This is a genomic window from Paenibacillus auburnensis (assembly GCF_927798115.1).
GTDB lineage: Bacteria > Bacillota > Bacilli > Paenibacillales > Paenibacillaceae > Paenibacillus_AQ > Paenibacillus_AQ auburnensis.
In genome coordinates this window covers 20,320-44,200 of record NZ_CAKMMG010000007.1, presented here as the reverse complement: position 1 = coordinate 44,200, position 23,881 = coordinate 20,320, and the positions used below count along the sequence as shown (strand labels likewise).

Below are 23,881 nucleotides of genomic sequence, written 5' to 3'. Positions count from 1 at the left end.
GCTCCCCCGTTCCATCCCTATCCAATATGTCTGTTATCATTCTATCTTAAAACGGGCTGCAAATCTGCCCCTACAGCGGTAATCTTTTGTTAAGGCAATCTAACCGCTACAACTGCGGCCATTTCTCTCGACACTTCTGTCTTCGGATCAAAGGCCCCATTAAAGCCTGTCATATACCCCCGTTCAACAACGGCACGCACTGCGGACAGCGCATAGCTGCTGATCCGGCTCTCGTCCGTGAAAGCCCCGGCCTGCACCGGAGCTGCAGCTCCGGTCTCCAGCTTGAAGGCTCTGGAGATCATGACTGCCATATCCTGACGGGTAACCACTTCGTTCGGATTAAAGAGAGCATCCGTTACACCGCTGATTATGCCCAGTTCCTTCGCCTTCAGCACTGCTCCATAATACCACGCACCCTGCTTCACATCGCTGAATACTGGTGCTGCAGCAGCTGCGGAAGGTTCCTGATTCATCAGCCTCAGCAGAAGGGCTGCGAACTCAGCGCGGGTAAGCTGCTGCTGTGGCGCGAAGACCAGATGGGTTTCACTGACGCCCTTCATCAATCCTTGGTCATAGGCGGCGTAAACGGCATCCCGCGCCCAGGAGGAAATGCGGTCCTCGTCTATAAACACGATACTTCTGTCAGACGCAGGCGAGATACTGAATAGTTTGCTGTCTCCTGTCAGGAAACGGTTATACGCAGTCAGGGCCAGCAGTGCCTGCTCGGTAGCCAGACTATTCTCCGGCTGGCCGGCGGCATGGGCATAACCGCCGTCCGCTTGTCTGAATGAGGCCAGATGGCTTAGCAGTCCGCCCTTCGCTTTGACGAAGCGTGCATCTCCCGGGCCTACACCCGCTGCACTAAGAGCGATAATCACCTGTGCGGTGCTCTCGCTGTTCTCTACCCCGGACAGCTTATAGCCGCCGTTCTCTAACTGCTGCTGTGACAGCCACGTGACCGCTTTATCCAGCGCAGTCTGCACAGCCGTCTGCGCTGTATGGGAGGATAGTGCGGTTACCGCCATCGCGGTCAGATCCACATCATCGGTTCCGCCCGCAGTCAGCGGGAAGCCTCCATCTTTACTTTGCAATCCCAGAATGGACTGGATAAGCCGTTCTTTGGTCCACAGCGCACCTGCCGGAACACTGTAGGAACCGATGTCCAGGGCAATCAGGCCAAAAATCAAACCGTTGCTGCCCTGGCTGGCCATTTTGTCATTGTTGTAGATTTTCTCGATCAGATTGTAGCCTCCGCCGCCGATGCTCTGCGGATCTCCACCTGCAGCGGCCACGGCCAGTACCAGCCGCTCATAATCCGTAACTTTGCGGAACTCGCCCTGGCTTGCGGCAAGCTGCTCTTTCACCCCACTAAGGTAACCGGCCGGTACGGTGTGGCCGGAACGGGCCAGGCCAAGCGCCTGCCAGTCACTGAGTTCTCCGGCTGCCGCAACCTTTGCAGCTGTAGCTGCAATATCGCTCCTCAGTTGGTCCTGCTTAGGCTCAAATTTGCTGCGATCCACTACCGCATATGTTGTAAAATGGCTGACTTGACCGGTAATGATCCCTGTCTTGAGGTCAAGTGACGCAGGAACCGGTATCCAGCTGCCTGTGGTCTCGTCCAGCCAAGCCAGGGCCAGATTGGTCGGATTAGCTGCTGTAACAGGAATCTTGATCAAGAGATTCGCTGGTTTCAGGAATTTCGTGCCGTCAGGCTTGAAATCATACAATCCCGATACCAGTTCAGGACGGTTTGAGCTGCTCTCCCGCACATTGATTTTTACCGTACCGGACACGGCTCCGGCAGGCAGCTTCAGCTCTACTTCACCGCCGCTGTCTTTCAAGGATGCTGCTGCAGCCGGAGTCACATCCTGATTCAGGGAGACCAGATTAGATGCAAGCTGCTGCTTAAGCGCCGCTGCTTCTGCCGCAGTCATGACAGTACCTGATACAATTGTTGTCTGGCCAACCTGATTCAATGGGAGCGTGTTGTCTGCAGTGATATCAACGCCAGTAATTGTACCTGCGCTGCCTGAACCGCTAACGTTACCTCCTAAGTCTCCATTCTTGACGGTATAACGCCAAGCCACTGTATCCCCGTTACTTAGCTTATAACTTGCTGCGCTGTAATTTGGAAATTCTCCATTTACGGAGTACATCCAGCCGCTCTCCGGCCCGCGGTCTCCTTCTCCCAGACCGTCGATGGAGCGGATGTAGATGTCACTGCCTGTACCGCTGCTGACCACCTTGCTTCCAAGCTGGCGGACCAGCAGACTATAGGCGGTTTCACCGTCATTCAGGATGACTGTGGTACCCGGCAGAATAGTTCCCTTTACACTGTCACCGATGACAGAGATGGTCGCCGTTGGCGGATCGATTACCGTAAGCCGCTGTGTGTAGCGGGCGATATTAGGCGTCTTCCCTTCTACATACCCGGTTACAGCCAGCGTGTATGAACCGGCAGGCAAGCCCTGCTGGAAGGAAGCCACACCCTCAGCGTTCGTTGTTACGGTTACTTCCCCGGCGCTTACCTGTACACCCGCTGCCTTGGAGATTACCGGGTCTGACGTATAGGTCTCATTATTCCATACCCATTTTATCTGTTCCACCGTAACGGTGAACGCCTCGCCTGACTTCGGCTGCGCAGTGGAGACGGCCAGTGAATTGACCACCTGCGTGTTGGCTCCTGTATAGTAGACAAGCACCTTGTCGGATGGCTGCAGTACAAAATCATTCAAGCCTACATCCGGATAAATCCATTTCCCGCCGCGAGAAACTGCGAAGCCCCAATAGTCCGCAGGACTGTAAGTTCCATTCTCTATTCCGCCTATGCCCCAGACAAAAATACCATATGAGGACTCTGTGCTTTGCAGCGGAATGCCGCTGGAAGCAGCGAGCTGCTGCAGCGCATCGAACGCATTGTAGGCATCAAGCGTGCCTTCGGCCAGTGGACCCTGCGGTCCTTCAATAGACAGTTCGGCCGAAACATTGCCCGGAGCCACCTTCAGTGACTGCGTGTAGCGGACAACTTTGGGAGCTGCACCTCCGACATAACCAGTAACAGCCACTGTATAGATTTTGCTGGACAGTCCTTTTTCGACAACAGCCTGGCCTTGGTTATCCGTTGTTAAGGTTGTACCGGCAAGAGTAACCTGTACACCTGCCGCAGGTGAAACCACCGGATCACTGGTAGAAGTGGTTTTGTTCCATACCCACTTTTTCTGCGTAACCTTAATGGTGAACGGCTCACCCGGTTTCGGTTGCAGCGGAGAAGTCTCAACCTTATCCACGATCTGCGTAGTTGTTCCGCCAAAGTAGACAAGCACCTTATCGGCTGCCTGCAGTTCAAAATCCCCCATACCCACACTTGGGTATATCCATTCCCCGCTGCGCAAAACAACAAAATTCCAGTAGGCATCACGGGTTCCATTCGCTATTCCGGCAATGCCGGAAACATAGCTGCCATAGGCAGAATCCGTAATTTGCAGCGGAATACTCTGCGATGCTGTCAGCTTCTTCAGTGCTGCCAGCACATTGGCTGCTTTTATCGTGCCCTCTGCAACCGTTTTATCCGGTCCTTCAACCGCCAGATAGGCGGATACATTTTTCGAGATTACGGTTATAGCCTGCGTGTATTTTGCAACTTTTGGCGCAGCCCCCGCCACATAACCGGTAACAGTCAGCGTATAATCGCCTGCCGCTACCCCTGTGGTGAATTCGGCTTTGCCGTCTTTATCCGTAACAGCCTTCTGATCCCCGATCGCGACCTCTACCCCGGCTGCCTTTGAGATTACCGGACTGGACGTAAAGGTTGTGTTATCCCAGACCCATTTAATCTGATTAACCGTGACGGTAAAAGGCTCCTCTTCCCCAGGCTGCGCCTTGGATAAGGTCACGGATTCCACAAGCTGTGTATCGCTGCCCGCGTAATAAACGATTACCCGGTCCGAGTCCTTCAGCTTGAAGTCCTTCATCCCTACATCGGGATTCAGCCACTGTCCGCCGCGGACCACAGCATACATCCAGCCGTCCCAGCCGCCGTAGGTTCCGGCGAATACATTGCCGATCCCCGTAACATAGCTGCCGGACGGATTCTTAATCGCCAGCCCCTTCTGGGCCGCCACTTTCTCCAGCGCTTCGAGCGCGTTTGCTGCATAAGCATTTCCCTGGCCCAGTGTGCCCTGAGGCCCTTCTATGACAAGCGGAACATATACCAGTGGATTCTGCGCCGCAGGTTTCGTAAAGTCGTACAGCTTACCGTTGCTGCCGCCGCTGAACAGGTTATAAGCGACCAGCGCCTGCAGTCCCTGCTCGGTTGCAAACGGGTTAATGCTGCCGCCACTGTTATGAATGAATCCGCCGGATGAGGTTTGGAAGCTCAGCAGTCTTCCGACCAGATCCGCTCCGTTTTTGGTAAACTGGGCGCCCGCAGGGTCAATCCCAAAAGAGGTCAGCCCGATGATGACCTGGGCGGCGCTTTCGCTGTTATCGCCATAGCCGCCTTTACTGTCCTGTGTTGCCGAGAGCCAGGCTACCGCTTTTTGTCCGGCTGTCACTACCGCCGGATCGCTTTTGTATGCGGACAGGGCCGTTAAGGCCATCGCCGTTATATCCGGCTCGCTTGCACCAGAATTCAGGGCAAAGCCGCCGTCTGCATTTTGCTTAGACAGAATTTCGGTTAAGAGCGCCGCCTTGGTCCACTTGGCATTCCCCGGAAGGGTGTAATTCCCGGAATCCAGTGCCAGCAGCGCATACACGGGATAGTTCAGCGTCTGGCCGCTGATTTTCTCATTGTTATAGATACGTTCGAGCAGATTGTAGCCTGCGGTTGAACCGTTGCCGGCAAAATCCGCCGGATCAGCACCTACAGCCTTCACCGCAAGCACAATACGTGCATACTCGGTGACGCTGGAGTAGCTGCCGCCGGCAGTCTGCACTTGCTGAGTCAGGGACTGGACATAGCTGTCCGGCACCCTGTAGCCAGCCTGGGCAAGTCCGATGGCTTGCCATTCAGACGTCACGCCGCTGTCTAAAATATATTCGGCAGTCTTGTAAGTGGCTTCTGTCGCGCTAATTTGGCCCGCTGCCGCATACACCGTATCTGTAACAGTATCTGTACCCAGTACAGCCGGGGAGGATTCGGCTGCAACTGCCGCCTGCCCGGAAGGAACGATAGCAGCTCCTATAATCGAGATAACCAGCAATAAAGCCAGGCCTAGTCTAAAAAACTTGACGGGGAACATCCTCTTCATCGTTAACCTCTTTCCATAGATAAAATAGTCTTGCAGTCCAGCAGACAACATAAAAACCGCCCTCTTAAGGGCGGTCCGGGAAGCATACAAATTCAGGGCCGAGGCTAATTGATTCCTGCAAGCCACCGTCCATCTGCATATGTTCCGCATTCTTACCCCACGAAGAATAGAAACGTTCGCGAAAAAGGCAGGTCTCCTGGCTTATGCCTCATCGCTTCTCCCGGCCTTCCCGTCCGTGTTATTGGCTGGACAGTGGCTTCAAGCAGGAGTTGCTCCGCATCACAGTGGCGGGACCGCGCCGGATTTACACCGGCCTTCCCTTTTAAGCGGTTCTATCAATGGATATAGAATCCGCACCTTTTTCAAAAGCCTATGAAATTTTAATATTCATAATCATATCTAGTATTCCCCTGTATGTCTATAGAAAAGCTGCTTCAATACAGCTTCGGCTTGCCGTGGGCGCGATGACCGCAGACTGTATCTGGTTTACTCTATGTACTGTGTGCCTATGTTTCAGATTCTGAGAGAAACACGAAAGGAACCCTATTAGTTGGATAAACTACCGCTAATCCTGCGAAAATAGACTTACTAGGGGAACTAAGTGGAATTCCTCCACTATATTCGGCTGTTTCGAGGATAGGCGGCAGAAAAGAAGATAATTAGCGGGATTATTTCCAACTAGTTGTGGATGTTCCCCTTTTCAGCCGGTGTTAGCGGGAGGAAATCCAACTCATCAGCATAAAAAAATCCTGAACGCACCTGCCGTATTGTTTGCGGCAACATGTGCTGTTCAGGATGTAGTTCTGTGTAACTTTGCTTACTCTTGTTACTCGGCGCACAACAGTGTCTGCTGACTCCGAGCGTTAGTATTGCCGGTTCTGAAAATACTTTGGTTCCGTAACTTACGTTAGTTCAATTAGAACCGTTAGTAGCATTAGCATTTTCCGAAGTGTTAGTGTCGTTAGCAGTATTAGCTCTACCGTCGGCATTAGCGCCAGTCTCAGCGTCAGCACCAGTTGTTGCCTCAGCTGTCGCCGAAGGCTGAACCGCCTGCGACGGAACAGGTGCGGTGTCCGGGGCAGACTGGACAATCAGCTTGTAGTCACCGGCGACAATCATGCTGCCCGCGGCCAGCTCAGCTCCCGGTTCCAGATCAACCGTGACCTGATAAGCCGCTGCGCCGGGCTGGCCGGTTGACGGCGGGGACGAGACGTCCTGGTCCCCGCTGCCCGTTCCGGCGCTAGCGTTACCCGCTGCGCCACCGTCTGTGCCGGCACCTGCGTTACCCGCCGCGCCACTGTCTGTTCCGGCGCTTGCGTTACCCGCTGCGCCGTCGTTCGTTCCGGCAGCCGCGTTCGCGCCGCCGTCTGTTCCCGCGGCTGCATCGCTCGCAGCCGCTGACGCGCCGCCATCAGTAGCAGCGGCGTCCGGCTCCGGCGAAGGCGACGGCACGAGGCAAGTACCCGCCGTCGCCGTGACCTTGTACGTGTCCGTCACGTCCCCGCCGGACATCACCCCAATCTCCGCCGGTTTGAAGGCGGAGCACTCCGCCGCATCGGCGAAGGTGAACACCAGCCGGCTGCCCGCCGCTGTTCCGCTGCCGCTGAGTGCTACAGTGACAGGCGGCTGGCTGCCGCCTGCCCCGGCACTACTCTCCGGCAGCACGGTATCTGCCGGGTCCGGCCGCAGCAGGCTGATTGCGATGATCACCGCAATCACCGTGATCCCCAGCACGGAGCCGGTGATCAGGAGTTGAAATCGGCTGCGGCTGATCCACCGCGCCAGCGGCGAAGCCAGCTTGCCCCGGGCTTCGTTATAGACATTTTGCAGCGCCGGTCCTGCGGAGGCGGCATAGGTTTTGCGGAATTCCCGGTTCTTGAACGCTTCGCGGTCACTGTTCTGAAAATATTTCAGAATCGCTCTGCGGTACCCCGGCCACAGCTTCTTATTCGAAACGGTGAACAACCGGCTGCCCTGTGACCAGGCGAAAAAGCGGTACACCGCCTCTTTATCCCCGCCCGCCTTGCGTGCGACCATCTCCAGCAGCGCATCATAATCCAGCGGTCCGTCCTCACGTTCACTGCTGTGATAAAAGGCCAGCGGCAGCCGGTCAAACGGCTCCACACTGCGCGCTTCCTTCAGCCAGCGGCGTCCGAGCAGCTGCACGTCGTCCAGCTCTCTCGGGGCCAGGCCGGCAAAGATGTCCTCATCCGGATTCTCCTCACCGAACCAGCGGTAGGCGGCGCGGAGCGCATTGGCCTTGCGTTTATTGATGGCATCCAGCGGCGGCTGCCACTCTCCCGTATCCCGGTAGCGCAGGAACGAAATATCCAGCAGCTGCTCCTGCGTCAGTTCCTCGAGCGATACCCGGTTCAGCAGGGAACGGTCAGCGGCAGCTGCCAGCTCCTGGAGCAGCGTCAGCGCCTCAGGATAGAGGCCGCTGCCTCTGCGCCGCTCTTTTTCCGCCTTCTCGACAAATTCATGAATTGCCGCTACAGCCCCAACCGGATTATCGTCATGCTGAAGCTTCTCCAGCAAATATTCCTTAGCGCCATCACGGACAAAGGGCTGCTGGAGCATTTCAGGCAGAAACCGGCCCCAGTGGGCGGCAAAGCGCAGCACATCCGCCGGCTTCACCGCTGCAGCCAGCCTGGATTCCATGTAGGGCTCCAATAATGCTTTGCGGAACACAGCCTGTCCCAGCACTTTTTGGAAGAAGGCCTCACTAAGCTCATCATTGCTCTCGATAATGCTATACGCCTCTGCCAGCACATCCTCCCGGCCTGCAGTTGTACAATTGTACATGCCGTTTATGAAGTAATCGACGATTTTGCCCCGGTAATGATGGCCCTGCAGCGCAAAATACTCCTTAAACTGCTCCATAATCTCCGGCTGGGGAATCCCCCGTTGACGGATCACATCATATTCGCGGTCGAACCGCTCCAGGAACATATCGTTCAGCCGGACCCGTGACGCAAGCGCACCCTCCGGCTTCAGGTAGGACAGCAATCCTGCCAGCACCGCATTTTTGTTCCCGGTATACAGCGGCTCATTACCCTGCTCAATCTCATAAAATACCGCCAGCTCATTGTATAGCGCAAGCTGGAGCTTGCGTTCCACCCCTTCGCCCAGCAGCAGCGCATCGGCAAAACGGGCAAAGTCCTCAAGGCTCCCCTTTTGGCTTAGCGTCCTCCAGGCCAGGTCGGCAAAGGGTTGCGGCGTCCCGCCGAAATCGGCATTCAACATCCGGCCGGAGACCAGATCAAACACGTAATCCTTCTCGATATTCCGGTCCCCCGGGCGCAGCGAGCCTTTTTCCACATAAGTCAGGTGAATGAACTTCCGGTTCTGCGGCTCACTTGCATAAGTAATCACGCCCAGCCTGCGGCGGAAATCATACGGCAGCACACTGTAGATGACTTCCGTCAGTTCGGCAGCGCGCCGCGACAGCTCGGAGACCGGCACGTCCAGGGCAATGTATATTTTTTTCTTTCCTGCCACCGAGAGCATGACCGCCTGCAGCAGCGCCTTGAATGGCTCTTCACCAAACCCAAGTGACCGCAGTACCGCCAGCGGCTCCGGCCGCCGTTCACGAGGCGTTACAGGAATGTCCTCAAGTTCCGGCAGCGTCCCTCCGGGTTCTCCTTCATAGCTCACGGCAAAGTCCGCATGCAGCCAATCCCCATAATGCTCCACGATCTCCTCCGAACGAATCGGGGGAACGATAAAGTTATGGGCAAAAAAAGCGCTGCGCTGCCCGGTAAAATCAGCCGCCAGATAGCGGCTTTGTCCAATGACCGTCTCGTTCGCTTCCGTATGGAACAGATGCAGCGCGGCCGGATACATGTCCTCATTCTTTTCGCCGCGTGCCGCGAGCTCAGCCGGAGCATCGTAGAGGCAGAAGGGATGCAGCATTTTTTTGACAAAATTGTTGTCGAGACTCTCTGACTTAGCTACTGTATCGAAGCCCTCGGTTGCCCGGTAAACCCCGCGCCGTTCACGGGTGTACATCTGTTGGGTAATCCGGGACCCTGAAAATCTGTTCACGGCCCGTCGCTCCCCTCAATATAGTTCAGCTTGTGCAGCAGCCAGATAAACGGCTCGTCCACCCGGATCGGGCTGACCACACCCTCTATCCTCTGGTTCACGGGGTTACTGCCCAGCGCAGAAACGGCGAAATAACCAGTATTGGCAAAATACACATCCATTGTATCCTTAAACGGACGGTCCACCTTCTCGATAAACCGGCGGATTTCTCCGTCAATGTTGTGGAATTCATCCAGATTCAGTGTCTTGCGGTGCACGTAGTTGTTGAAGACGTTGCTGTTGGATTTAATGTAGTCGCCATCCTCATCCTTGAGCGAATGCAGCATGTCGCTTTTGGCCAGCACGACCGCCGTCGGAATATCCGTTTTGCTCTTCTCCTGATAGGCGATGAAATCGCCGAACATCGTCAGCACCACATCGCGTGGCTCGTCATACTGCGAGACCCATTCACCGGGACGGTCCCCGTAATTAATCCGAATCTTCTCGCGGATGGAGCGGATCTGCAGCGGATCGACCATAAATAGGATCCCTGCGGAGTTCTTAATATGCTGGCCGTGCAGCCCCAGATAGTCCTGATCGACCATACCTTCACCGGCCACATCGAAGAATACCAGCGTCAGCGGCGGCTTGCTCTCATCCTTGAACACAAACTGGAAGATAAACGGCTCCTGCATCTTTTCCTTCTGGGTCGAGGCCAGCAGATCCCCGCGCTCAAACAGCGGCTCCTCGTACAGCGTGCGGAACTTGCGGCTGATCTCGGCATTCAGCGGCATGCAGGCCGCGTCAAAATGCCCGGCCGTCGTATGCTGCAGCGTATGAATCAGCGAGGTCATGTAGACCGACTTCCCGACTTGGGAAGCGCCGATGATCGAAATAATGTTGCTCGGTACCTTGCCGGCTGTTACAGGCAGCTCGTTATGGCAGGCCGGGCAGAGCCGTCTGCGCGTCAGCACCCCGTAGCGGTCAGTGATGCCGGTCAGCACATGGTCGGTGTAATGATGGTATTCTTCCGGAATATCCGCCGGATTCAGAATCGCTTCCATATCATCCACCGTATCGAGGCCGAAGCGCTCGCGGTATTTGTTCAGCGCATCATCTTCGCCCAGCGCATAGTTCTCATCATCTTCACGGCTGTGCATCGCCCGGAAGACCACATCCTCCGGCTGAAACTTCGTGAAGCAGTAAGGGCACACAATATCATAAAAAAGCGGCCGCGGCTGCGGCTGGTTTTTCTTCATAAAGCGGCTGAAAAACGACATTTCTCATCCTCCTAAAAGTTTTGTGAGCGTAACCTCCATTGAAATGCTCCGGACAAAACTCGCTAGTGAAGCATAAACTTAAGTTTCGATAACCCAACCGGGTCGCTAAAACGCGCTCATCAACAGCCCTCTGCCCCGGCCTACTCCGGCACCAGCTCGTAATACAGTCCGTATTTGCGGCCGTCAGTAAAAAAGATTCGTACAAAGTCCTCTTTGCCGATCTCAATCGGCGGAAGCGCATTTCGTCCGGCAGCAAAGTCCTGCACGAAATGGAAGAGGACCCCGTCCTCCCTGGAGGCCGGATAACCGCCTCTTTTTTTGACGTAGCAGAGCACATCCTTCGGCACAGGCGCTTCCGCGGTAATCGTCATATGTACCGTTTTTTGTTTGCCGAATAATGCTTTTTTCTGGACTATAGAGTAATAAATCCTTGCCTTGCCAGCGCTGACAGTCGTTTGATTAGCACCGTCCCGCTGGCGTACCAGCATAATCTCCCCGTTGCCTTCCAGCCGGGCATATATGGTATAGACAATCAGGCCGATGTCATCCATCCGGTCCCGGTATCCGTTATTCGCCTTATACTCCTCGCGGGTGTACAGCTTCATGCCGGAAGGCGGAAACTCTCCATGATCCGGCACTTCTGCTGATGCCTTATGGACATAGACCGCCTGTACGCCGTCCGGCCAGCGCCATCTAAGCGTACAGAACCGGTCCTCCACCCGGGCAGTCACATCTGTAATTGCCGGTGCGGAGGCACTATCTTCGGCGTACCTCATGTCTGTAAGCTCCTTTCACATTCACATTCACGTTCCAAACTCCGGTTAAAAGCCTTTGCTGCCCCGGTTCCTGCGGGGGGAATGGAAACCCTCCGACGAAGAAGGCGCAGCAGCGGCTGCCTCTCTTCTCCCCCTGCGGGACAGGCGGCCTTCGCCTACCGGCACCACATAGGTAAAGAGTGAGATGATTGCCGCCAGCACCAGCAGAGCAATCAGGCGGATCAGCGCATCGCCGAAGGATTGGCCGCTGAGTCCGAATTCAAGAATCAGACCGGCACAAAGTCCGGCAACCCATCCGCCGAATCCGAAGCTTTTGGCCAAATGACGGTTGTCAAACACAATACCCAGTCCGACACCGAGAGCGGTACCGATCAGAATCAGCGCCAAGATCCGTACTGCCGCGTAATAAGGGCTGTCTGCTGTAGCATCACTGCGTTCTGTTAGCAGCGTACGGTCACCCAGCCGGTCATAAATCTGCTGGAACACATCGCCCAGCCGGCCCGCATCTGTAACATCGTAATATTGCCCGCCTGTTGTGGCAGCAATGTCCTGCAGCAGGCGGGAACCGGACTGGTCATCCAGGGCAAGACCGACGGTGTTCACCGCAATCCCGCGGCTCACATACTCGATCAGCTCTCTGGACGTATCAAACTCACTGAAGCCGTCGGACAGCATAATTACCATAGCTCCCCGGCTGGTCTGGCCGTCACTGTTAATCACGTTCATCGCCTCAGTAAGGGCGCCGCTGATATTTGTTCCGCCATCCGTTGTCTGCAGACTGCGGATTACCTCTGATACCTTCTCGCGGTTTTCGGGACTTTTGAGTGAGATTAGCGGCTGAACGACTGAGGCATCCTGGCTAAACGTCACTACAGCCACCTGGTTATCCTTGTCCATCTGCTGGACCAGCGCCTCGGCTGCTGCGTACCGGCTGTTGTCCGGATCACTCTGCTGCATGCTGCCAGAGTCGTCGATGACCATGACCACATTTTTGATGGGTTTGATGCCGCCAAAATTCAGCTCATACACAAACTCCGTCAGCGCACCGACGCCAAACAGCAGTACCACTGTCAGCGGCAGCAGCTTCCACGACATGCCAAGATAACGCTGCTTCCATGATAAGCCGTTTAGTCTCGGCGAGATCATCTCGGCAAGCAGGGCACCCAGCCCGATACCAAGGGCCACGATGGCGAAATAGATGCCGACAATCAAGATAAACGGCAGGTCATAAGGCCTGCGGCCGAGCAGCAGCTCGCCGAGGATATAAGCCACTCCGCCGCCCAGCAGGCTGAAGCACAATAAGAGCAGATTGATTTTTCGCTGCATCGTTACTCATCCTTTCCGGAAGAAACTTAGAATTTATAATCATACTGCTGCCGGAGTGCAGCCAGCCAGTCATGCTCTTGACGTCTGTTGCTTAGCGGAGGCGGCGGAGAAACTGGCAAAAGCCACTCTGCTGCATTTAGTGCAACAGAATGCCTTCCGGGATGGTTCAAATTCAATTCTACTGCATTCTCTACAACAGAAAATTGAATAAATGCTCTGAAAAACGGGTTTGGCCTGATTCTGCTGTACAAAATGCAATAGAAACCTCAGTTGAAGGATTATCGCTTTATTCAAGTGTACTTTAAGCAATAGAAGCAGAAGGGCGGGGGATTCCCCCAGCCCTGCCCTGAAATAAGTTTACATATACTTCATCCCCATACTTCATCTATCCTACTTATCTAAGCACCGGCAGCTGCTCCTCATCCACGCCATGCAGCCGGTAACCGTTCTGGACATAGGTTTCATAATAAACCTTGCCGTTGCGGTAATAGAGCAGATCCTCCAGATGGAAGCCGCCCATCAGGTTCAGCTTCTCGACTCCACTTCTGCGCTGCTCGTGAACAACACCCAGCCGGTAGATCCGGGTAGTCTCGTCAACAGTCAGGGCATAGCGCAGAAATTCGGAGGCACTGTCGCCGAAGAAATATTTCTCTTCATGGCGGTGTTCCTGTGTATATTCGAACAGGCGGACATTGATGCTGGCCCCATCCTCGAGACTGAGATAGAGCCGCTTGAACAGCTCCTCCTTGGACACAATCTCGCGGTTCTCATACGCAGCTGCGACATTCGCCCGCCGCAGCAGCTCTTCTTCGAAGGGCAGTGCGAACGGCTCCGCCGTCAGCAGCTCTTTCCTGCATACGTCGATCAGGCGGCGGATGACAGCGGTGCCGCCCTGGCGGAGCAGCTCTGAGATGCTGCCCATGAACCGGTCGCTTGCAAAGATATTTGCGCCGCGCCGGGTCTGAATATCCTGCATGACTTCCGCGGTCACGGTGCGGTAGTACTCCATGATATTCTGGTCTACCGCTTCACTCGAGCGCAGGGTGCTGGCCAGCGCCAGACTGCGCAGCTCTTCATCCAGCGCCTCCATCGTCTGCACTTTGGCTTTGCTCTCCGCATGTAGCTGCTCCAGCGCAGTGTCATAGCTTACCGCTAAGTTAAGCTCCAGCTTAAGACGCAGAATCTCGTATTTCCTGGTGTATATACTATCAAATAAATAATGAATGAAATTACGCACGGTCCGCTTGTCGAGCAGCGGCACCCGCTGGAAGGACTGGCGGTCTACAGTTTCACTGTAGAGCCGGTCCAGCTCCTCCTCGGCGGAGGCAATCGCCGAGCGGAGGCCGCCCATGTGCTGGCGCAGCGCGTTCAGCACGCTGCCTCCGGCCTCGCCCTGCTCGGCCGTCCATTCCGCCAGCTGGTAGAACGTCACCGGCGCAGCGGACTGCTCCTGAGCCGCCAGCACGGCGCCCCACTCGCGGGCAGGGTCAAGGGCCGCAGCCCGCGCGGCGGATACATCCGCAAAGTTGCTGCGGAAATACGCCTCACCGCCGCCCCCGAACAGCAGCTCTTCCGCCTCGCGCAGCGTCAGCGGCTTCAGCTCGCTAAAGGACGGGCGGCCGTGGCTCATCAGCCCGGTCATCTCGGCGATTCCCGCCTCATCCGGCAAGAGGCCGGCGGCCCGCTCGCGCAGCGCTTCGGGAGTGAGGCCTAGCAGTGCCTGCCGCTCGCGCAGACTCCAGCTGCTGCCCCCGCCGCGCAGCTCTGCGGCAAGGTAATGAAAAGCATGGTACAGCACCGCTAAAGCAATCGGCTTGCTCGGCCTGCGCACCGCGGAGAAGCCGGCGGAAGCATACCCTTCTCTGCCCGTGCTGCCGCGGATCCCACTTTTGAACGTCATATTGTTATAGCCGCCGTGTCCGGTGGCCTGGTCCGACAATGGCCGCACTCGGTTCTTGAGCAGACTAATATGTGCGATAATCTCATAGTTGTCTTCCATGCCGCCCGCAGACATCATGCCGCGCTCGTTTTTATCCGAGAGCAGATAGACGAGATCAAACATCGCAGATGGACCATGGGCTACCGGAATGGATAACCCCTCCTCTGTAACCAGAAGCGGAGCATTAAACTTGTAGCCAGGCAGCTGCATTCCGTCCAGCTCACGCAGAAAAGCCAGCCCTACCGAGCTGGAATATCCGAAGTTGTCCCCCTGCTCCCGCTCGTTGATCAGAACGTACAGGTCGGTCTGCACCGACTTGAACGACTGTCCGAGCACCGCGCGGGCCAGCAGGGCAACTTCCGGCAGCAGCACATTAAGCGGGTCATCGACCCGCGTAATGATGGAGAGATGGATAACGTCGAAGGAAGAGTACAGCCGTCCATAGTCCGCTATGCTGTTGCCAAGACGCCGGAGCGTCCGGTTCATCCCGGCCAGATAACGGCTGTCTTCGTGGAACTCACGGTAGACATCTTGGCGAACCGTGCGGGGGTCACGGCCTGCCGTGTCCGGCAGACCCATGGTCATCACCCGTTCCCTGCTGCTATCATCGGTATAATCCTTACCCGTCTCCTGCACCTTAACGCCATATCCTTTGCCGCTGCCCTGCCCGCTGCTGCCTTGAGCGGCCGCATGCAGCGCCAGAACGCCAGCGGCATTGTCCCACTTCCGCTCACAGCGCTCCAGCACCGGGCCGATGGCCGGGGTTACTTTGTCGCCCAGGAACAGGAACAGCGCAGGGTAATGGATGCTGCTGCGCCCATCCCCCTTGCTGTGCTGCGCCTCTTCCTGCGCCGCGTATTGTTCGGCATATCCAAGCGCTTCTGTTCTAATCATAGGCTTACTTCAGCTTCCTGCGGATACTGCCGAGCTTGCCGGTCAGACTCTTGTAGAAGCCATACATTTCATCACCATTGGCATGCTCTACCCGCTCGTATTCCAGACTGTCGCGTGCCTCCAGGAAGGAAACATACAGTCCCTCCAGCTTATACAGCAGCGGGGTCACATCTTCAGCTGCTGTCATTTCCCCGGAGCGGCGCGCCGCTTTGCGCAGCAGCACACTACGGCTCTTCTCATCCAGTTCGCGGAAATGGCGGTATACGGCATATTCCACATAGCTGCGTTCTTTCATTAAATTAGCGAACGGCTCCCAGGCCTCTTCTTCCTCGTCACGGTCATAGACATACAGTGCGCCTTTTTTGACGATGGTATCGGTATAAAGCGCCTCGATGAACTGGTCCAGCCACTTATCTTCGTCGAGATACTGTCGGAGTAGAGCGTCCAGCTCAGCTGCTTTGGCTGTCAGCGCGTCATATTTGAGCAGCTCCTCGCGGACACGGGTGATCAGCTGCGGGGAGCGGATCAGGTTCTCCTGGGCCAGCTCCATGTTGATGCTCCCGAAAATATCCTTGACCCCTTCGCGTTCCAGCCCGTTCTCACGCAGCGTCCGCAGCTCGTCGGCTGCCTTTTTCACTTCTCCGAGATTCGGACGGGACGAGCCCAGCTGCAGATCATAGCCGCCGAGCAGCTTCTCCAGATCAAACGGCTTGGTGAAGATGACCGAGAAACGGCTGCTCGTATTTTCGTCGGGGCCCTTCTCGATGATAACGCCGCTCGCCAGCGCCCGGGCGAAATCTGCCCGCACTCTGGCGTTGTATTCACGGACACGCGGGTTAACATAGGTGTCACCCCATGACTTCTCCGGAATCGGAGACGGCAGGTAGGTCCAGTTATTCTTGTCGGTCATTACCAGATGGCGGCCGATGCCTTCCTTGTCGAGGATCGTCCGTTCATAATTCTCCTCGAACACCCGGAGCGGCGTATAGACGAAGAGCGGCACCCCGTTGCGGGTATTGAGCCAGAAAATCCGGTTCTTGACCTCGCTCTCCTTAACTGTAAACTGTGACTTGCCGAGCGCGTTATTCTGGTAATTGCGGATCCCCTTCAGGATGCCAGGCGCTTTGACCGGCACAGACACGAAGCCCCATGACGGGAAGTGCAGGCTGCCCGAGCTGTTGCTGAGATGGAAAATCGGAACCGCATCCTCATCCAGCCGGCCGGCGATAATCCGCTCCACGAATTTGTCCAGCGGCTCCTCGCGGCCGTATTTCATCACCAGGAAATCTTCCATGGAACGGGTAATCAGATCCCCGAATTTATCGCTCAGGAACTCGGAAATAGAACGGACAATATCGATCTCCTGCTCTCTGACCCAGCGTCCGGAATGCTTAAGCATTTCACGAGTAAAGTCACGGATCAGGTCATCGCCGTCCTTCTGGTCCATCACCTTAGAGATCGTCGCGGAAATATCCGGCACGTTGACGATATTCCAATAGTAGGTTTTGTTGCCCTTGTGATCCGCCTGCTCTTCACCGCTCAGCAGAATATCCCCGTTCTTCTCGAAAATCGAGCTCAGCGCACTAAGAATCTCTGTAAACACGCCGTAAATCCGGTTATTCTCCTCATTCAGCAGCTCAAACAGATCCTCGTAGAACTGGATCATCTGCTCTGTGCGCTCCACATCGGCATGCAGCCAGTACTCGTTGATCTTGGCTTCGATATAAGCGTTTTTCTTCTTCTCCTTGGAGACAAAAGCGCTGCGCGCATCGCCCAGTTTCTCTTCCGCGCTGTCCTGCGCTGTCTCAATATCACGCGGCAGGCGCAGAAGACTTTCACGCAGCGCTTCGATATAAGACTGGATCAGCTTCAGGATGCAGAAGCCCTTTTCGGTATAGAGCAGCCGCGAGACATAGAACGGTCCCTGCTCAGGATGCAGGAAGATGCGTTCCAGCTCCTCACTGAAACGTCCGGTGATTTCGCCGGGGAGCTGTTTTTTGGATTTGATATATTCCTCACGCGCCCGGGACAGGAAGTTCTGCTCCAGCTCGGTGTCCATATCCACGACCTGATTTTTGATAACATTGGCGTGGCTGAGCCGCTCGCTGTTCTGATAGCCGGGCAGCGGTTCGGGTACGCGGGATTCAAAGGTTTTGACCATGGTATCGAGGTCGATTCCAAGCTTGCGCGCGAACTTCTCCACATCCTCCTGGCCGGGTGCCTGCTGGAACATCTTGTCCATTTTGTCGAACAGGCGGTAGGCGAGATAGGTGGTCATTTCCTCAATCGGCAGCACAGCCGACGAAGCCCCGATAATGTTGTATTCATAATTGGCAGGGTACGTCTTATTCATCTGCGCAATGTTCGTACGGATGTTGCTGATATAGTCGTGGATGGCGAATTCCTCGCCCGATGCTTTTTCTTCGCTGGCCATAAAGTTGGTGATGTTCTCTGCCGTGACGTTCATACAGTAATCATAGGCATTCTCCAGCAGCTTGCCCTCCGTATTGGTCGCGGAGATCAGATGACACAGGTTGAACGGCGGCAGCGGCGAATTCACGGTGAGAATATTTCCGTACTGCTGACGGAACCGCTCGCCCCGGCTGTCCACATTCATCCAGTAATCCAGCTCTTTGAGCGCCGCATAGCCATTCTTACGGATATACTCGCGGGTATGCTCGCTGAGGCTTTTATTCGCCAGATTGACGTCCGGTGTGAACAGGTAGCCCAGTGTATTGACCCGGTCAATGCCCGCCGCGCCGTAGTCGCGTTCAATAATGCCGCGCACGATATAAGCAATATCCAGAAAAGCTCCGCTTCCCGTACCTCCGGAGAGGCCGGTGAGCAGGAACACCATCAGCTTCTTGCTGGTGCCGACGGACAGCGTCTTGATCTTCTTGTCAATTGCACCCACGACCTGATTGATCTTGGTGAACAACAGCAGGCGTCCGGCCTGACGTACACCGGCGGCACCGTTCATGCCATCGGTAATGCTCAGCTCCGGCGACAGCCATTCGGTAATGTAGGGGTCGAGAATGCTTCTGTTTTGCAGCAGGCCGCCGATTTCCGCGTTTGCCAGCAGCACGAACTCGTTCTGCGGATCAAGGCCGATACCTTTGTATTTTTTGCCGCGGTCCTGTTCATTCGTCTCAAAAGCCAGGAATTCCACGTTGTCCGGCTTATCGCGCTTCTTCTTGGAGAGCGGATCTTCGGGCAGCTTAAAGCGGCGGTTAATCTGGTATTTCAGCCGCAGCAGGGCATCGATACCCGTACCGCCGAGTCCGATGATCAGGATCGGGTTATCGATCGTGTCTACTCTGATTTTGTCGCTGACGATCCCCCCGCCAAGTGATACATCGAGTTGCTGTATATGCTCTCTTACTACCGGTTTCATAGGTTCTCCCCCTCTATATTAAAAACTCAAGCAGAATCGTTTTGTCTACTGTCTGCAGCGGCACCGAAATGCGGTCCCCGCTCTTTAACTCCAGCCCGTGCGAGGTGTCAGCCGCCCGCCCGGATCTCTCTACTGTGATGCCTTCGCTGCTGCGCAGGAGCAGCCGGTCATTTTTACCGGGTGTGAATACGACCTTTTCACTCTCCTTCAGTTCAGGAGCCAGCTGAAGCAGCTGGTGCAGCGTGAATTTGCCGCGGAACCCGGACAGCTTCTTGTACTGCGGATACGTCTTCTCCCCGGTGTTGCCATCCAGCACCTCTACGACCATCTGCCCGACAAAGCCGCGGTTCGCCTGTTTGCGCATCATCCACACTGCCACCGCCGCAATGATCAGCAGGAGTACGCCGCCGATGATAAAGTACAGGGTGTTCGAGGATTCTTTGTCCTGAACAGGCTCTTCGCCGGCAGGTCTGCTTGTCGCAGCTGGCGCTGTGCTTACAGCCCCAGTCTTGGCATCGATTTTGAGCACATCGCTCTCGCGGTAGAAGCTGCTCTCCTCCGCACGGACCTTGAGCTCATAGTTATGGCTCTCCTTAATTTTAAAGCTTCCTTTAAATTCCGCGCCCGAATTGTCCAGCGGAATCTCCTGTACAGCGCCTGTATCAGTATCCGTGGCAAGCAGCACCGCCTTCATATCTTGATACAAATTGCTGAGTGTTACCTGAGCACCGTTGCTGTACAGATAGGAGACGATATCGATAGTGTCACCCTTCTTGTAGGATGCTGACGGCAGCGCATCTATCTTGAGCTCCAGATCATAGTTAAATACGAGATTGATGTCGATCTTGTCCTTGGGAACACCCTTTACCTGCAGCTTCCAGTCACCCTGCTCCGGTGAGAGCAGCTTGATCAAGCTATACGAGGACGATTTGGACAGCAGCACATCATTTGACGGAATCGCGACTTCCTTGCCCGACGGATCGGTAAGCTTCGCGGTCACCGGCTGTGACGACATAATGGAGATATTCGCTTCCAGCACACTGCTGTTGGGCACGCCCACCGTAACATCCTGGTAGCTGCCGTTCGCCGTAATCGATTGTACAGGCACAACCTTCAGCTTCAAATGACTGGCAAAAATCTCGCTGAGAATCTGCGGCAGATCATCCGCTGAATCCGTAGTAAATGCTTTACCGCCTGTCTCATCCGACAGTCCGGCCAGAATGTTTTTATTCAGCTTGCCATCAGCATTCAGGCCTATAGTATAAATCGGATAGCCTTTCTGCTTGGCGGCATCCACAGCAGCGAACAGCTCCTGGTCAGACTGGCTCTGGGTCCGGCTGCCCGACTCGTTGAGATCATTGTTGCCGTCGGCCAGCATGACGATCATCGGCTCATGGCCGGGATCGCTGCCGTTCTCCAGTACTTTGACGGCTTCTTCCACACCGACGGCAATATCCGTATAAGGGCCGCGGTCCAGCCCGTCGATGAAATCCTTCAAATCCTGCTTGTCACCGGCTGAGCCGATCTGCAGCAGGGCCTTCTCGCGCTGGACCTTGTCGGTATAGGCTACAATGCCGACCTTATCACCTTGCGTGGACAGCATATCTATAAACATCTTCATCGCCTCACCGGCGATATTGTTCTTGTCACTCTTATTCATCGAGTTGCTGACATCAATCAGCAGCACCGCATCAATACGGGATGGAGCCGCCGAGGCTGCCGAGGCCCGCAATACAGCAAACGGAGAGGCGGACAGGCACAGAATCAGAAATAGTACAGGGATTAGCCGCTTAAGCATATTCTTGGTTGTTCTAGGGCAAAGCTGTGTACGAAGCATAAAGATGGCTCCTCTTGTGTTATATTCGGTAATAGAGACGGGGTTATCAGTTAGCTAAAATCTGTAAATAGCATGCCATTATGATATAATTAAACATTGTAAACTTCAACTTTGTGCCCGTCTGACAGCTGCCGACAAGGGTAGAATCGTCATTCTATGAGCCTTTCAAGGCAGCCCTACTTCCCAGTGAAAGGAAGAGTTCCATGATTTCATACGTTATTCTCGGTATTACGTTTCTATATGCCGTAATCCAGATCTCTATTTATGCATCAAGGCGGCGGAAGCCGCTTACCCGTGACGATATTGACGAGAGGCTGCTGGCCGCACTGAATGGAGGGACTGGCACCCGTGAATAAGAAAAGACCCGTGACCTTCCGGCCGTTCAAAGTCCCGCGTTATGCTTATGACAAGCTGCGGATCTGCCGCCGCTGCGGCCGTTTTACCGCACTCGGCGAAGAACGCTGCAGCGGGTGCGGACGCGCTACCTTAACTTCGCTCGAGAAGCAGGCCACGGCTATCGCCGGACGCAAAATGCATACCCGCCTGCTGCTTATCGTGCTGCTCACCCTGGCTGCAGTCTACTTCGGCCAGAGCCTGCAGCAAATGGCACTGTGCGGTGCAGGAGGAGCTGTCCTGGCCGGGGCCCTCTATTATATGCAGCGGAAGGTCCGGCAGAATGAGAATCTCTTTGCGCTGAACGAGCTGCTGGGCCGGAACATCGACAGCATCAAGGAAGGCCTGGAGATCAACCGCCAGGAGGCTGTAGCTGTGCTTCGCGAGGACGATGTGCTGGCTTATGAGAAGCTGCGCGAAATCTCTATCCTGCTGCGCGGTGACCGGATCTCCCGCCAGCGCGTCGCCCTGCTGCACGGCTTCCAGCTGCGCAAGGATATGAACCTGGAGCTTGAGCAGCTGCTGCTGAAGGATTTCGAGCCGCTGCTCGCCGAGTATATCGGCGAGATTGCCAAGATCCGTCCCGAGCTGATCAAAGACCGTACGCTTCGCTATGTTAAGAATTATGAGGCGCAAATTCTTGAAATGGACAAAGGCGAAACCATCCTGATCAGTGTTGCCGGGGCAGCAGTCCGCTTGAAGCGGTATGCGCTGCTCTACTCCGGGTTGATCGGAAGATACATACAGGATCTGCCTAAGGACCGCTTTCTGCGCTTGTCCAGGCTGATCTCCGCCAGTCCTTATGAGCCGTGGAACGGCCTGGATCTCAAGGTAGCAGAAGTGCGGGAAGCCAAGTACCGCTGGGACCCCGAATTTTAAATGGATGCCGCAAGCTGGAGGCATACTTTAATTTAGAAAAAGGGGCTACTATACTATGACGTTCAAACAAGCCATATCCCTGCGGAATATTATGATTATTCTGTGTATATGTATGCTGGTGCTGCTCGGACTCAAGGCTCTGCGGATCGGAGACAAGATCCGTGAGGTGCAGGATGCAGAGCGGCTCTATGCCGCCGGGGATCTGATCGCGGCCGAGAATCTGTACCGCCAGGCAGCGGATAACCCGGCCATTCATTATAAAGAGGAGCAGATTGCTGCACGCCTGGAAGAACTGGCGCCGATTTCAGCCATCCGCAGCGGACTAAACACGCTGGTGAAGAAGGTAACGGACCAGCTTGTAACCAGGGATTTTGCCGAATTTATGGAGAGCTATGCTTCCCTGCTCAGCCTAAAGTCCAAGTATTTCATCAGCGGAGGACCCTATGCATCCTATTATCGCCAGCTGTCTGAGGATTCAGGCATTTCCGCACAGCTGACGGCAGGCTTCGGGCAGTTTAAAAGCCAGTTTCTCGACGAACTTGCTGCAAGCCAAAGCAGCGGCAGTGAAGAGAACGGAGATCTCTTCAAATGGAATCTGCTGCAGATTCCGGATGCTTATTATGGAGGAACAGACGCCAAGAATGAGCTGCTGGCCACGGGGTTCAAGGCGCATGATACAGCCAGACTGAAGGTTCTGGCCGCTGGAGGCAACTTTGGCCCTATGCTCGACAGCTCCCTATCAATGATAGAAGCTTACAGCAATCATAGCTATCAGGCGCCGTGGGTGCAGAAGCAGGCGGAGGATAGTGCCCAGGTTATTCTGGACAAGGATCTGGAAGGCGATAATATATCCGCCTTCGCCGGACACGCTGCCGCCTACCGCACTTACGCCGCATCTGCAGCACTTGCTCCTGATTCGTCCAAAGTGCTGGCATTCATCGACAGCAGCGCAGCGAAGCTGCTGAAGAGCGCCGCCCGGCTGATCCGGGGAGGCCAATATGCCGAGGCCATTCAGCTGTACAGCGGCCTCGCCCAGCTGCAGGATACCTCAGCCGAGATTGCCGCCGCACAGCTCGCCTGGAACACCGCTGAACCCGTCCGTCTGCTGCCGGGAGGGGATGAAGCCGGCAGATATATCCATGTGGCCACAGCCTCCGGACGCTACGGCGCCAAGGCCGTTGTAGCCGGCACGGATAACACCGGCAGGCTATATTACGCCGATTTAAGTGATGACGGCAGAGTCTCTACACGGACCGGGGATATCCTTCCCGGCTTCGAACGGCTAAGCGGGCTGGCCTTTGACGATCAGCTGTCTGCTGTGTCCGGAGTGCCGGTCGTGTTAGCTATAGGAAGCCAGGAGAACGGGCGGACCGCTTTTTCCGCCTATCAAATTAAGCCGGAGGGCATTTCCCTGCTGTTCTCCTTTGCCGGTGACAGTTATGAACTGCAGCTGGACGATAACTTAATCCTCGTAACCAACGCGGATACCGGGGATGATGTGCTTGGCGAGACGGGAGTGTACCGCCTAAGTGAGGATGGTAGTTACCAGTTGGCTGAAATTCAGCAGGATTCCCCGCTCATCCCTGCTTCCGAGCTGGAGCTTCACCCGTTCGAGAAGGTCACCCTGAACTGCGAAATCTATATCGATTCCGCAGGCAGAAGCGTCGGCAGCTCTGATGGCCGTTATATCTCCCTGCAAGGAAATGTCGGCTCCATTACGGGACCCGCTGTCGTCAGCGGCCAGTATCAAAACAGCTATGAATATGTAGAGACAGAGATCGGTGAGCAGTATGTTCCTGTCTTTGTCGTTGATTCACTGGGAAGCCTGAGTGCAAATCTCAACGAAGAAGCGGCTACGGATTGAAGCATTGGCTGCCGCAGCTGACTT

11 protein-coding genes and 1 riboswitch are annotated in these 23,881 nt (G+C 55.3%); of the genes, 3 read left to right on the top strand and 8 right to left on the bottom strand.

What is annotated here, in order from left to right:
- Positions 1–89: 89 nt before the first annotated feature.
- From L6H70_RS20470 to L6H70_RS20435, 8 genes are all read right to left on the bottom strand, one after another.
- Positions 90–5,249 carry an S-layer homology domain-containing protein gene (locus L6H70_RS20470; protein WP_236335955.1) on the bottom strand — a complete coding sequence of 1,720 codons (5,160 nt, stop codon included), beginning with the start codon at positions 5,247–5,249 and terminating at the stop codon, positions 90–92.
- A gap of 169 nt (positions 5,250–5,418) precedes the next feature.
- Positions 5,419–5,625, bottom strand: a riboswitch (cobalamin riboswitch).
- A gap of 536 nt (positions 5,626–6,161) precedes the next feature.
- Complete coding sequence (locus tag L6H70_RS20465; protein ID WP_236335954.1) at positions 6,162–9,296, bottom strand: GAP1-N2 domain-containing protein; 3,135 nt, start codon at positions 9,294–9,296, stop codon at positions 6,162–6,164.
- The gene (locus L6H70_RS20460) at positions 9,293–10,555 is read right to left on the bottom strand and encodes a hypothetical protein (protein ID WP_236335952.1); all 1,263 of its coding nucleotides are present in this window, start codon (positions 10,553–10,555) and stop codon (positions 9,293–9,295) included. The genes L6H70_RS20465 and L6H70_RS20460 overlap by 4 nt, the downstream gene beginning before the upstream one ends.
- 140 nt (positions 10,556–10,695) lie before the next feature.
- Positions 10,696–11,331 carry a beta-mannanase gene (locus L6H70_RS20455; protein ID WP_236335951.1) on the bottom strand — a complete coding sequence of 212 codons (636 nt, stop codon included), beginning with the start codon at positions 11,329–11,331 and terminating at the stop codon, positions 10,696–10,698.
- A gap of 45 nt (positions 11,332–11,376) precedes the next feature.
- On the bottom strand, positions 11,377–12,657 hold the full coding sequence (locus L6H70_RS20450) for a vWA domain-containing protein (protein WP_236335949.1): 1,281 nt from the start codon (positions 12,655–12,657) through the stop codon (positions 11,377–11,379).
- Between the two features lie 394 nt (positions 12,658–13,051).
- Positions 13,052–15,490, bottom strand: coding sequence for a transcription initiation factor TFIID (locus L6H70_RS20445; protein ID WP_236335947.1), 2,439 nt, complete (start codon positions 15,488–15,490; stop codon positions 13,052–13,054).
- Between the two features lie 4 nt (positions 15,491–15,494).
- The gene (locus tag L6H70_RS20440; protein ID WP_236335945.1) at positions 15,495–18,884 is read right to left on the bottom strand and encodes a tubulin-like doman-containing protein; all 3,390 of its coding nucleotides are present in this window, start codon (positions 18,882–18,884) and stop codon (positions 15,495–15,497) included.
- Between the two features lie 13 nt (positions 18,885–18,897).
- On the bottom strand, positions 18,898–20,721 hold the full coding sequence (locus tag L6H70_RS20435) for a vWA domain-containing protein (protein ID WP_236335944.1): 1,824 nt from the start codon (positions 20,719–20,721) through the stop codon (positions 18,898–18,900).
- Positions 20,722–20,924: 203 nt separating this feature from the next.
- Between L6H70_RS20435 and L6H70_RS20430 the strand changes: the two genes are divergently transcribed.
- The 3 genes from L6H70_RS20430 to L6H70_RS20420 are packed head-to-tail and all read left to right on the top strand — an operon-like array spanning position 20,925 to position 23,857.
- A complete protein-coding gene (locus tag L6H70_RS20430) occupies positions 20,925–21,077 on the top strand; it encodes a hypothetical protein (RefSeq protein ID WP_236335942.1) in 153 nt (50 codons plus the stop codon).
- On the top strand, positions 21,070–21,993 hold the full coding sequence (locus tag L6H70_RS20425) for an Ntn hydrolase family protein (protein ID WP_236335941.1): 924 nt from the start codon (positions 21,070–21,072) through the stop codon (positions 21,991–21,993). The genes L6H70_RS20430 and L6H70_RS20425 overlap by 8 nt, the downstream gene beginning before the upstream one ends.
- Before the next feature lie 55 nt (positions 21,994–22,048).
- Positions 22,049–23,857 carry a hypothetical protein gene (locus tag L6H70_RS20420; protein WP_236335940.1) on the top strand — a complete coding sequence of 603 codons (1,809 nt, stop codon included), beginning with the start codon at positions 22,049–22,051 and terminating at the stop codon, positions 23,855–23,857.
- Positions 23,858–23,881: the final 24 nt, after the last annotated feature.